Source organism: Candidatus Zixiibacteriota bacterium, from assembly GCA_017999435.1.
Lineage (GTDB): Bacteria > Zixibacteria > MSB-5A5 > GN15 > FEB-12 > JAGNLV01.
The window spans coordinates 541039-553527 of sequence record JAGNLV010000002.1 but is presented as its reverse complement, the minus strand read 5'-3'; the positions used below and the strand labels follow the sequence as shown (position 1 = coordinate 553527).

At 65.2% G+C, this 12489-nt stretch carries 11 protein-coding genes; 4 read left to right on the top strand and 7 right to left on the bottom strand.

What is annotated here, in order from left to right; translation table 11 throughout:
- Window positions 1-167: 167 nt before the first annotated feature.
- The 4 genes from KA261_07710 to KA261_07695 form a co-directional block, all read right to left on the bottom strand.
- Entirely contained in the window at window positions 168-383 is a 216-nt protein-coding gene (locus KA261_07710) for a winged helix-turn-helix domain-containing protein (protein MBP7697684.1), read from the bottom strand.
- A gap of 110 nt (window positions 384-493) precedes the next feature.
- Window positions 494-2428, bottom strand: coding sequence for a 1,4-alpha-glucan branching protein GlgB (gene glgB / locus KA261_07705; protein ID MBP7697683.1), 1935 nt, complete (start codon window positions 2426-2428; stop codon window positions 494-496).
- A gap of 232 nt (window positions 2429-2660) precedes the next feature.
- Entirely contained in the window at window positions 2661-3224 is a 564-nt protein-coding gene (locus KA261_07700) for a 2'-5' RNA ligase family protein (protein ID MBP7697682.1), read from the bottom strand.
- A 13-nt stretch (window positions 3225-3237) separates the two neighbouring features.
- Entirely contained in the window at window positions 3238-3957 is a 720-nt protein-coding gene (locus tag KA261_07695) for a metallophosphoesterase family protein (protein MBP7697681.1), read from the bottom strand.
- A gap of 143 nt (window positions 3958-4100) precedes the next feature.
- On the opposite strand from KA261_07695, the gene KA261_07690 reads away from it, so the two are divergent.
- From KA261_07690 to KA261_07680, 3 genes are read left to right on the top strand one after another with little or no spacing between them, the layout of a single operon-like run.
- Window positions 4101-5480 (top strand): methyltransferase domain-containing protein, encoded by a 1380-nt coding sequence (locus KA261_07690; GenBank protein MBP7697680.1) that lies wholly within the window; start codon window positions 4101-4103, stop codon window positions 5478-5480.
- Complete coding sequence (locus KA261_07685) at window positions 5473-6897, top strand: aspartate aminotransferase family protein (protein ID MBP7697679.1); 1425 nt, start codon at window positions 5473-5475, stop codon at window positions 6895-6897. Before KA261_07690 ends, KA261_07685 begins: the two co-directional genes overlap by 8 nt.
- 32 nt (window positions 6898-6929) lie before the next feature.
- Window positions 6930-8303 carry a DUF418 domain-containing protein gene (locus tag KA261_07680; protein MBP7697678.1) on the top strand — a complete coding sequence of 458 codons (1374 nt, stop codon included), beginning with the start codon at window positions 6930-6932 and terminating at the stop codon, window positions 8301-8303.
- Between the two features lie 46 nt (window positions 8304-8349).
- On the opposite strand, the gene KA261_07675 is transcribed toward KA261_07680, so the two are convergent.
- Complete coding sequence (locus KA261_07675) at window positions 8350-9105, bottom strand: SDR family oxidoreductase (protein MBP7697677.1); 756 nt, start codon at window positions 9103-9105, stop codon at window positions 8350-8352.
- Window positions 9106-9449: 344 nt separating this feature from the next.
- Between KA261_07675 and KA261_07670 the strand changes: the two genes are divergently transcribed.
- Window positions 9450-10325, top strand: a complete 876-nt coding sequence (locus KA261_07670; protein MBP7697676.1) for a caspase family protein — start codon at window positions 9450-9452, stop codon at window positions 10323-10325.
- Between the two features lie 79 nt (window positions 10326-10404).
- On the opposite strand, the gene KA261_07665 is transcribed toward KA261_07670, so the two are convergent.
- Both KA261_07665 and KA261_07660 read right to left on the bottom strand, forming a co-directional pair.
- The gene (locus tag KA261_07665) at window positions 10405-11601 is read right to left on the bottom strand and encodes an aminotransferase class V-fold PLP-dependent enzyme (GenBank protein MBP7697675.1); all 1197 of its coding nucleotides are present in this window, start codon (window positions 11599-11601) and stop codon (window positions 10405-10407) included.
- Between the two features lie 145 nt (window positions 11602-11746).
- Window positions 11747-12292, bottom strand: a complete 546-nt coding sequence (locus tag KA261_07660; protein ID MBP7697674.1) for a 50S ribosome-binding GTPase — start codon at window positions 12290-12292, stop codon at window positions 11747-11749.
- Window positions 12293-12489 lie beyond the last annotated feature (197 nt).

Here is a 12489-nt window from a genome sequence, read left to right as displayed (position 1 = left end):
ACTTCGGGGCGAGCGACAACCGGTTGTCCTGTCAAGCTCTGTCTGGGTAATTGCGCTGCCGGCCGGCCGAATCCACAGATTCGGCCGGCCGGGACACATGCTTGTCGCGAGTGCAGAGAGGAGATGGGTGGCGGAACGTGCTGCAGAGAAGCGGCCGGTGTCGCTGCTCAGGCCCGGCGCTCGGTGGGAGCGAGCGTCACGTACGTCGTCTTCCCTTCCACCTGGAACTCGATCTTGTTTTCGCGGGCCAGCCAGCCCACCGCCTGAAAGGCGAGCGACTCTTTTTCCTTGACCGCCCTCGGGACCTGCGACAGGGCCAGCTTATCCTTCTTCTGAAGCACCTGCCAAATCGCCCCCGCGGTCGCTCCGATCTGCTCCTTCATACTCCGTAACCCTAACCTTTCCTATTCTGAGGACGCGCTATCATTTTGAAAGTACGCTGCTCGCGAATCGAGGAGCAACTAATATTCGTACCGGCTGCGCCGAAAACTCGCTAATCCAAGTCCTGTTTCTCCAATACAACCACCGCAAGGGGCGGAAGGTTCAGGGCGAGCGACTGGGGGAAACCGTGCATGGGTACCGGCCGGGTGTCGCATCCGCCGGCATTTCCCTGGCCGCCGCCGCCGTACTCCTGTGCGTCGCTGTTGAGAACCTCTTGCCAGTAGCCGGGATAGGGCGCTCCGATGAGATAGCCGGAGCGCACCACCGGCGTGAAATTGCACACTACCAGAATACTCGCCCGCCCCTGGCGGTCTCTCCGCAGGAAACTGATGACGCTGTTGGCGTAGTCGCTGCCGTCCACCCACTGGAAACCCTCCCAGTTGAAGTCAACTTCGTAGAGGGCGGGCGTCCCCCGGTAGAACCGGTTCAGGTCTTCCACCCACCGCTGGATTCCGCGGTGCTTGGGAAACTCGGTGAGATGCCAGCTGAGGCTCTCCTCGTGGTGCCACTCGTCCCACTGCCCGAACTCCCCCCCCATGAAGAGGAGTTTCTTGCCGGGGTGCATCCACATGTAGCCGAGCATGAGGCGGAGGTTGGCCTGCTTCTGCCAGGTGTCCCCGCTCATCTTGCCCAGCAGCGACCCCTTGCCGTGAACCACCTCGTCGTGCGACAGCGGGAGTTGGAAGTTTTCGTGGAAAGCGTAGAGCAGGCTGAATGTCAGCGTGTCGTGATGGTACTTCCGGTGGATGGGATCTTTGGACATGTACAGGAGGGTATCGTGCATCCAGCCCATGTTCCATTTGAGGCCGAAGCCCAGGCCGCCGAGCCAAGTCGGCCGCGTGACCATCGGCCAGGCCGTCGACTCCTCGGCCACCATCTGCACGTCCGGATACCGCTCGTACACCACCTCGTTCATCCGTTTGAGAAAACTGATGGCCTCGAGATTTTCCCGGCCGCCGTACTGATTGGGGATCCACTCCCCTTCGTTCCGGGAGTAGTCGAGGTAGAGCATGGAGGCCACCGCATCGACCCGCAGACCGTCGACGTGGTACTTATCGAGCCAGAAGAGCGAGCTGGAGATGAGGAAATTGCGCACCTCGTTGCGGCCGTAGTTGAAGATGTAGCTCTTCCAGTCCGGGTGAAATCCCTTCCGCGGGTCCTCGTGCTCGTACAGGTGCGTGCCGTCGAAATACACCAACCCGTGTTCGTCGGAGGGGAAGTGCGAGGGGACGATGTCGAGGATGACGCCGATGTCGTTCTGGTGGAGGTAGTCCACGAGGTACATGAAGTCCTGCGGCGAGCCGTAGCGGCTGGTCGGCGCGAAATAGCCGACTGTCTGGTAACCCCACGAACCGTAAAACGGGTGCTCCATCACGGGCAGGAGCTCGACGTGGGTGAAGCCCATCCGCGCGACGTACTCCGCCAGAAGCGGCGCCAGCTCGCGATAGGTGAGGAACCGGTTTCCCTCTTCGGGGACGCGCCGCCACGAGCCGAGATGCACCTCGTACACCGCGATCGGCGCCTCGAGGGCGTTCCGGCGCCGCCGCCCGTGCATCCAGGCGCGGTCGTTCCAGGTGTACGCCAGGTTCCGCACCACCGAGGCCGTGCGGGGGGCAAGCTCGCATTCGAACGCGAACGGGTCGCCCTTCTCGACCGTGTAGCCGTTGTGCCGCGAATGAATGAAATACTTGTAGATGGCGCCGTCGCCGAGCCGGGGAATGAACCCCTCCCAGATCCCGGAACCGTCCCACCGCACGCCCAGCGGATGCGCGGTGCGGTTCCAGCCGTTGAAATCCCCGATCACGCTGATCGCCTCGGCGTTGGGCGCCCAGACCGCGAAATACGTCCCCTTGATCCCGTCCACCTCCATCGGGTGCGCCCCCAGCTTGTCGTACAGCTGGTAGTGGCTTCCTTCTTTAAAAAGGTAGACGTCGTGTTCCGTGAGCCGGGTCGGCCCGTGTATGACGGAGGTCTCGCGGGCGGTCATCGCTGCATTCGCCGTTGTCCGATTCCGGGAGTGTTGTTCGGTCACAAAGACTGTCTCCTGTGTCTATTATCGATCACGCGGGGGAAATGTTTATCCCCTCGCACGCCTTTCGGCCGCCGGCCGGGCGCCGGTCGACTTCATAACCGCACTTGGCCGCGCCTTTGTCAAGAAGAAAGGCCCCCCCGTCGGCCAAGGGCGGCGCGGCCGGGAGCGCGCATCCCGCGGAGCCGTCTCAGGTCCCGGCCAGGAAGCCATCGACATCGGAACGCAGCGAGTAGGCCAGAAGTTCATGTCCCGGCGGGAATTGCAGCACGCCGATCTCCCGCGCCAGGCAGTAGACCGGCAGCCGCGTCTGCTGGCAGATTTCCATGGCCCGCGGCACCACCTCACACCCGATCCCGTCGGCGAGCGTGCAGTGGGGAACCCAGTGCCCGGGGCGATAGTAGGTGCGGATACCCTCCCCGAATTCGGCGAACGAGCGTGTGAAATCGTCGTGCACCCGGAGCAGTTGCGGCGAGGGCGTCACGCCAAAAAACACCGCCCCCTTCGTGTCCAGCGGAAACACGCCGAGGCTCGACAGGATGATCGGGAACACCATGTGCGTGCCTGCGAATCCGGCCAGGAAGCGGCGGAAGGGTTCGACCCGAAGGTCCTCGCAGATGCCGAGCGTGATGTGGGGACGGAAGTTGGCCTTGATCATGCTCTCGGAGACCTCCATGTCGGCCAGCCGCCGCCAGACGTCGGTGACGATCGCGGAGGCTTCTTTGTCCAGAAACAGACTTACCGCAAAGGGCATGGCACAGCTCCCCTCACAGGTTCTTGCCGAAAAACTCTTTCAGGATGAATCGGGCGGCCGGCACCCGCCGCCGGGCATACTCGGCTCTGAGGACGCTATCGTCGTACGGCGCCGCCTTGTAGGTGACCCCTAATCCCCCCGGGCGAAACTCCAGCACGCAGTAGCGCGCAAGCGGACGGCAGAAACAGCCGAGAGCGCCGGGGTTGATGTACCGGGCCCGGCCCTGGACATCCGAGAAGGGATGGCTGTGGCCGTAGAACAGCAGATCGGTGTCAAAAGCGCCGAAGATGCGGTCGAGGTCGGCCGGGGTCGGATCGGCGATTGCGGCCGGGACGAAACCGTCCAAGGTCGCCGACAAACCGTAGTGGACGAAGGTCACCCGCAGGCCGTTGAACTCGTGCGGGATTACGTACGGCCAGTGACGCAGGCGCTCGCGGAAGTCCTCGCCCAGCTGGCGGGCGGTCCAGGCGCAGTGTTCCGCCTCGTTGCCGTCGATCACGCCCGCGAGCGGGTCGGGAATGCCGTGGACAAACATCGCATCGTGGTTGCCCATGACGCATTCCACCCGCGGGATGCTCAGCAGTTCGGCCAGACTCTCGGCCGGGTACGGGCCGATATCCACCGCGTCGCCGGTGTGCACGGCCAGATCGTAGCCCTCTCTCTCGATCGCCCGGCGGAAGGCCCGCAGCGCCGGCAGGTTGGCGTGGGTATCAGTGAACACGATGATCTTCATGGCCGCTCCACCGACATTCTACGGCAGCCCGGCCCGCCGGACAAGCAATTCATCGGCCCTCCCTCTTGTCCCCCGCCCGTTTTCCTCGTACCTTGCAGCAACACCCGGCACAGTGCGCCGTCCTGTGGAGAAATGAGCCGCCTATGGAAGCCTTCAAGTACCACGTCTACATCTGCAATCAGGAGAAGCCCGAGGGCGTGCCGTGCTGCCGCGCCCGCGGGGGCGAAAAACTGATCGACGCTCTTCGCCGCGAGGTGGCGGCGCAAGGGCTGGGCGACGATGTGCACATTACGACCTGCGGCTCGCTCGGCCTGTGCGCCTGGGGCCCCAACATGATCGTCTATCCCGAGGGGGTCTGGTACACCGGCGTAGGGGCCGAGGACGTTCCCGAGATTGTCCGCGAGCACTTCGGGCGCGGCCGTCCGGTCGAGCGACTGGCGCGGCGCGACGCCGCCGCCGTGCGCGCCGAAATCGAAACCAACCGGGCGAAAATGCTCGCCGGGCTTAAGGCCCGCGACGCGGCCGGCGTCCTCCCGGACGAGCTGATGGCCGATTTCCGGGGCTTTCAGACCAGCCGTATGCTCCTGACCGCCGTCGAGCTCGACCTCTTCACGGCCGTGGGCGGCTCCGCCTCGGCCGGCGAGATCGCCGCCCGGCTCGAGGTCGATGAGCGGGGGGCGGAGCAGTTGCTCGACGCTCTCACCGCCTACGGCCTCCTGGAGAAGCACGGGCGCCGCTACGCCAACTCCGCCGCCGCGCGCCGCTACCTGGCGGCGGGCGGGCCCGATGATTCCCGGTTGAGCCTCCTGCACCTCGTCGGGCTGTGGAACCGGTGGCACACGCTGACCGAGTGCATCCGCAAGGGAACGTCGGTGACCTACACGGAGGCGAAAGATCGCGACCCCGGCTGGACCGAGGCTTTCATCGCCGCCATGCACAAGAATGCGGCGCTGCGCGCCGACCAGGTGGTGGGCGCGCTGGGGGTGGCGGGGTTCGAGCGGATGCTCGATGTCGGCGGCGGCTCGGGGGCCTACGCGATTTCATTCGCCAAGGCCAATCCGCGCCTGCGCGCCGAGGTGTTCGACCTCGAACCGGTCACCGCAATCGCCCGGCGGCACATCGACCGGGCCGGCCTCGCCGAGCGCGTCACCACGCGCGTCGGCGACCTGCACACCACCGAGTTCGGCTCCCCCTTCGATCTCGTGTTCATCTCGGCCATCTGCCACATGAACAGCCCGGAGGAGAACCGGCAGTTGTGCCACAAGGCTTTCGCCGCCCTCCGCCCCGGCGGCACCGTCGCCATCCAGGATTTCATTCTCAACGCCGACAAGACCGGCCCGTTCACGGCGGCGCTCTTTTCGCTCAACATGCTCGTCGGCACACCCGCGGGAGCTTCCTACAGCATCAGCGAGTATACCGAGTGGCTGACCGGCGCCGGTTTTGCCGACCTGCGCGTCGTGGCCCTGCCGGGTCCGACCGGGCTCGTGGTCGCCTGCCGTCCGGAGGTCGGTCCTCATGGATGACGCCGAATTCCGCCGCCGCGCCCACGAACTGGTCGACTGGATGGCCGACTACCTCGCCAACGTGCGCGCCTATCCGGTCAAGTCCCCCGCCGCCCCGGGCGACATCCGGCGGCAGCTGCCCGACCTTCCTCCCGAGACCCCGGAGGCGTTCGACGATATCATGGCCGATTTCCGACGGATCATCATGCCGGGCATCACGCACTGGCAGCACCCCCGGTTCATGGGGTATTTTCCCGCCAACAGCAGCCCGGCCTCGGTGCTGGCCGAGATGCTCACCGCCACTCTCGGCGTGCAGGGGATGCTCTGGCAGACTTCGCCGGCCGCCGCCGAACTCGAGGAACAGATGATGCTATGGCTGGGCGCCATGATCGGCATCCCGGCCGGCTGGGATGGCGTCATCCAGGATACCGCCTCCACCGCCACCCTCACCTCGATCCTCACCGCCCGCGAACAGGCGTCCGACTACGGTGTCAACCAGACCGGCCTCCAGGACCGGCCGCGCTATGCCGTGTACGGCTCGTCGGAAACGCACTCGTCGATCGAGAAGGCGGTCAAGATCGCGGGGCTCGGCAGGGAGAACCTCCGCAAAGTGGCGGTCGATGCGGGGTTTGCGCTGCGGCCGGAGGTCCTCGAAGAGGCGGTCTGCCGCGATGAGGACAGCGGAATTCGCCCGCTCTGCGCGGTGGCCACGCTCGGCACGACCGGCTCCACGGCGGTCGATCCCCTCCGCCGGATCGGTGAGATCTGCCGCCGCCACCGCCTCTGGCTCCATGTCGACGCCGCCTATGCCGGGACGGCCCTCGTGCTCCCGGAGATGCGGTGGATGATCGACGGGATTGAGGAGGCCGACACGTTCGTGTTCAACCCGCACAAGTGGATGTTCACCAACTTCGACTGCTCCGCGTACTTCGTGAAAGACCGGGGCGCTCTCATCCGGACGTTCGAGATCCTCCCGGAGTATCTGAAGACGCGCGAGACGGCGGCGGTCAACAACTACCGCGACTGGGGGATCCCGCTGGGCCGGCGCTTCCGCGCGCTGAAGTTGTGGTTCGTCATCCGCACCTATGGCCTGTCCGGGATACGGGAAAAACTCCGCCTCCAGATCGGGCTCGCCCGCGGTGTGGCGGACCGCATCATGGAATCGGACGATTTCGAACTGCTCGCCCCGGCGCCGCTCAACGTCCTCTGTTTCCGCTACCGGCCGACCGGGGCGGCCGACAGCGAGGCGCTCAACCGACTGAACGAGCGCCTGCTGGAGGAGGTCAACCGCACGGGCCGGGTGTTCATCACCCACACGAAACTCAACGGGGCCTTCACGCTCCGCATGGTGATCGGCCAGACGCAGGTGACCGCCGATGATGTCGACCTCGCCTGGGAGACGATCGCCGGCACGGCGCGGGCCCTCGGCCGCGGTTAGGTGAGACGCCTGACCCGGCGAAGGAGATGAGCATGGCTGACCAGTCCTTCCCCGAGAACGCCCCCGAGGCCCCGGCTGTGTCGGCCATTCCGCTGCCGCTGGCGCCGGTGGCCGATGCGGAACGTGTGCCCTCGCTGGATGTGCTCCGCGGGTTCGCCGTACTCGGCATTCTCGCGATCAACATCCAGCAGATGGGCCTCCCGCAGGCGGCGCTCCTGAACCCGCACCTTCAGGGAGAGGCCGGCCTGCTGCACACTATCGCCTGGGGAGGGGTGATAGTTCTTTTCCTGCAGAAGTTCATGACGATTTTCAGCCTGCTCTTCGGCGCGGGCCTGGTGGTCATGACCCAGCGGGCCCAGGCCGCCGGAGGCGACGCCGCCTCCCTCCACTACCGCCGGATGGGCTGGTTGCTGGTGATCGGCCTGCTCCACGCCTACCTGCTCTGGTGGGGAGACATCCTCTTCTCCTACGCCCTGTGCGGCATGCTCGTCTACCTCCTGCGGCGGTTGTCGCCGCGCCGGCTGCTGATTATCGGCGCTCTCGTCTTCCTGGCGCCAGCGCCGTTTGCGGCCGGCTTCTCCGGGCTCATCGGCCACCTGCAGTCGAAAGGTGAGGCGGCGTCGCTGAAACTTGAAGCCGGGGAGACGCTTTCCAGCGATGAACGAGCGTCTCTGGACGCCTGGACGAACGTTGCTGTGGCGCTGAGCCCGGCTCCAGACCAGATTTCAAAGGAAGTCGATGCCCACCTGGGCAGCTACGGCGGCCTGTTCGCGCAGCGCGCTCTGACGGCGCTGCTGTTTCAAACGCTCATCCTGGTGCTCTTCGCCGGGTGGCGCATCTGCGGGCTCATGCTGATCGGCATGGCGCTCATGAAGTGGCGCGTCTTCGCCGCCGAACGGTCCAAGGCGTTCTACCTGCGCCTGGCGCTCTTCGGACTGGGGATCGGGCTGCCGCTCGATCTGTTCGGCGCATCGCTCTTGGTCAGCCGCGACTTCGGCGCTGCCGTCCAGATGCTTGTCTCGGGGACGGTCAACTACACGGCGAGCGCGGGCAGCGCGCTCGGCTACATCGGCATCGTCATGCTCCTCTGCCGGTCCGGGGCCGCGCGGCGGCTCAGAACCGGGCTCGAGGCGGTCGGACGGACGGCCCTGTCGAACTACCTGCTGCACACCGTGGTCTTCACGACCGTGTTCTACGGCTACGGCCTGGGGTTGTTCGGGAAACTCGGTCTCATCCCGCTCTTGGCTCTCATGACTCTCATGTGGCTGGTCCAGTTGTCCGTCAGTCCGCGGTGGCTGCGGCATTTCCGGTTCGGCCCGATCGAGTGGCTGTGGCGGTCCCTTGCCTACCGGAAGAGGCAGCCGTTCCGGCGCGTGCCGATTGTGACGGCGCGGGCCGCCGGGTGACGGGCGACGGCCGGTCGTCGGAGGGGCTTTCCGTCCCGCCGCACGGTCAGCCGCACAGGACCGCCCCGCCGTTCACGTTGAGAATCTCGCCGGTGATGAAAGTCGCGAGGTCGGACGCCATGAAAAGGATCGGCCCGGCCACCTCCTCGGGTTGCGCCACCCGCCGCATCGGAATGGCCGCCAACACCTTCTCCCCCTCCGCTCCGCCCAGCGAGGGGATCGACATATCGGTGTACACCCACCCCGGAGCCACGCAGTTGACCCGGATGTTGTACTCGACCAGCTCGGGCGCGAGCGACTTGGTCAGGCTGATAACCGCCCCCTTGGTCGCCGCATAAGGGGAGTGGAACGCCTCGCCCCGCTGCCCGGCGGTGGAGGCGATGTTGATGATGACGCCGGAGCGCTGCCGCTTCATGTGCGGCGTGACCGCCATGCACACGTGGAACGTCCCGAGGAGGTTGATGTCGACCGTTTCGCGCAGTTGCGCCTCGGTCATTTCGTCGATCGGGTGATGGAGCCACACGCCGGCATTGTTGACCGCCGCGTCGATCCGCCCGAACCGGTCGATGGTCTCCGCCACCATGCGGTCGACCGCCGCTTTGTCGGCCACGTCGGCCTGGATTGCGGCCGCCTTGACGCCGTGCCGCGCGCAGGCCGCCTGCACCTCCAGAGCCGCCGCCCGGTCGCGGCGGTAGTTGATGATGACATGGCTGCCGGCCCGGGCAAACAACTCGGCCGCCGCCCGGCCGATCCCCCGCGACCCCCCCGTTATGAGCGTCACGCGGTCCTTCATTTCAATCATCTGGGTCTCCATCGGTTGGACGGTTCTTTCCTTTTGCTCCCGGAAACTACCGGGGGAGGGGGGTTCTGCCAAGAGGATTCCGCGGGCGGGCCGGAGACGGGCGCCGGCTCCGAGGAACCTCGGCCCGAAAAAAAGGTGGACAAAAACGTGCCATTTCTGGTATATTGGGGTCAACCGTATCGGATTTCCGCGCCGGTCTTCGACCCGGCGCATCGCCATCGAAAGAGGAAAAGTGGATTCTCTGTCGATTGAGTGCGAAAGGAGGTTCTGGGCGTCCTCCTGTCCGGGCTGACCCCCCGCCGATCGGAAAGCATCGCACGAAACTCTTACGAGGAGCAAGATTCATGAAGAGGCTGTTATTACTGCTCGGCCTGTGCGGTTCCCTGATGCTGCTCTTCGGGTGCAGTCAGGATACTTCGGTCACCGGACCGTCGGGTGATCAAAGTCAGCTCGGACAACTGGTGCAGCGCCCGGAGTTCGTCGACCACCGCACTGATGCACAAATCGCCCTCACGCTCAAGAACGCCCCCACCAACTGGAGCGCCTACAAGCCGCCGAAACCGCCGCCCGACACAGGCGGGGACCCGAACCCGAACCCGGCCCACAAGTATGCCTATGTCGTCGGCATCTCCGACTATGAGGGGACGGCGAACGACCTGAACTACTGCGACGATGACGCCCGGAGCATGGCGCAGTACTTCCAGAGCCAGGGCTTCACCGTGCACAGCGACATCGATCGGAGCGCCACGGCGGCCGCGATCGAGGCCAATCTGACCTGGTTGATGAACGCCGCGGTGGCGGGCGACGAGATCGCGTTCTACTACTCAGGCCACGGCACCACCTACCAGGGGTATGGATCCTGCCTCATCTCCACCGACTTGTACTACCTGACCTGGGGATGGGTGATGCAGTTCATCAACGGCGCCAACTGCACGAAGAAGATGATCCCGATGGATGCCTGCAAACTCGGCAGCTTCCACACCGGCGTCCCGAGCGGGATGATCATGGCCACGGCGTCGACCAGCGGCTATTCCTATGACGCCCCCGACCTGGGCCACGGCGCCTGGACGTACTACTTCCTGGAAGCCACGGAAACGATGGTCTACGGCGAGGAGATCTGCACGTATGCCAACAGCGGCATGAAGGCCTGGGCGGCCCTCTACCGTCTGAAGGTAGCGCCGAAGATGACCGATGCGTACAGCGGCAAGCTCGACATCTAGAGTTTCAAGTCTCTGACCGCCAACACAAAGCCCATCTCGCAGGAGATGGGCTTTCTCATATCAGCTTGGGCGGGCAGGGTCAACCGCGTCCCGGCTGGACCAGCCGCGCCCGGGCCTGCACCGCGATCTCCGACACTGCCTCGATCGCCCGGTCGATGTGGGCCTCGGTGTTGAACGGCCCAATGGCGAACCGGACACTCCCGTGGCGCGCCATCGTCCCGAGTTGCTTGTGGACGAGCGGCGCGCAGTGGAGGCCCGTCCGCGTGGCGATGCCGAAATCGACGTCGAGCATGATCCCCACGTCCCCCGCCTCGAACCCCTCCACGTTCATCGACACGGTCGACAGGTGGTTCTCCAGGCTCGCGCCGCAGTAGACGGTCACGCCCTCGATCTCGCGGAAGCCGTCGACCAATTTCTGCGCCAGCTTCATCTCGCGGGCATGGATGGCCTCGACGCCCCCCTGCTCGGCGATCCAGTCCTGCCCCGCCCAGAGCGAAGCCACGCCGACCATGTTCGGCGTGCCGTACTCCATGCGGTAGGGGTATTCGTCCAAATGGTAGGGGTACGCCGACCGCACGCCGGTCCCGCCGCTCCGGGTGTGGCGGATGTCGACGTGGCTGCGCACGCACATACCGCCGATGCCGGTTGACCCCATGAGACCCTTGTGGCCGGTGAACGCGAGGACATCGACATTCATGCGCCGCATGTCGATCGGCACCACGCCGGCGGTCTGGGAGACGTCGATCGCCAACAGCACGCCGGCGTCCTTGCACACGCGCCCGATCTCGGCGACCGGCTGGATCGTGCCGATGACGTTCGATCCGTGGTTGACTATCACCAGCCGGGTGTTGGCGCGGATCGCCTCCCGGATCGCATCCGGCTCCACGAACCCCTCCGCGTTGAACTCGACGAAGGTAGCCTCGACCCCGTGATCCCGCACCAAGTGGTTGACCGGCCGGATGACCGAATTGTGCTCGAGATTGGTCGTGACCACGTGGTCGCCCGGCGCGAGCAGCCCCTGGATGATGAGGTTGAGGGCGTCGGTCGCGTTGTAGCCGAAGCACAGCCGCTGCGGCGTCTCGGGGTCGCCGCCGAAGAATGCAGTCAGGCGCTTGCGAAGATCCTCGAGAATGTTCCCCGCTTCGATCGCCTTGTCGAAACCGGACCGTCCCGGGTTGACTCCGCAACTGCGGTAGAAATCGACCATGAATTTGTACACATTGTCCGGTTTGGGCCACGAGGTTGCCGCATTATCGAGGTAAATCAAGTCGTCCACTGGGGGCCTCTTACATCACGGGTTTCTGGCGGGCCTCTCCACGGCCGGCCAATTTGTACAAAAGACTCCGATTTGTCCTCTCCAGTATACTACATTGCCCGTCTTTGTCAACCGCGAGCTTCCCCCCGCCCGTCCGGCTGTCCGGTCACCCGCTGCACGAGCGCCGCACCGCTTCCTCCAGCCGGTCAAGCTGTGCGTCGCGCGCCTCCGGGGTAACTGTCCAGACCCGCACCGCGGGATGAGCTTTGACCCCAGCGATGAACGCCGACCCGGCCAGAGCGACCGTCGCCACCAGCGGGCGCGAGGAGTCAAGGAGCGTGGTCACCAGAGAGCGGAACGCGGGCGAGAGACACTCCATCTTGCCGATTTCATCGATCAAGACCGGGGTGTGCAGGTCGTGCGGAAATTCCATGGCGGCCAGGAAACGCTCCAGTGCGGCAATGTCAACTCCATATTTCCCAACGCGATATGGTGACGAAACATCGACCGTGGCCAGCCGGCTCCGCTGCCGTCCATCGAGCGTCGCCAGCGCGAAGCCGACCCGCACCCCGCGCTCGCGGATCTCCTCCGTGACAAACCCCGCCGGGTGAAGATCCGCCAGCCGCTCCGCCAGGCGCATGATGAGGGTCGTCTTGCCGACTCCCGGCCGGCCGGTAACGAGAATCTTGCCACTTGCTTCGTGAGTATCCATATCCGTATGGTACGTGGACGGTTGTGACGACGGAACAACTCTGGCGCCGCCGCCCCGGCGGTAGTCTACGACCCCCCGCCGGCTCCGGCAATCGAATTGTGCGAGAAAAGGACTCATCGACCGTGCACAAGAGGTTTCTTCAAGAGTGCCGAAAAGCCGTTCACAGTCTCGAGGCGGTTCTGCCGGAACATCTTTCG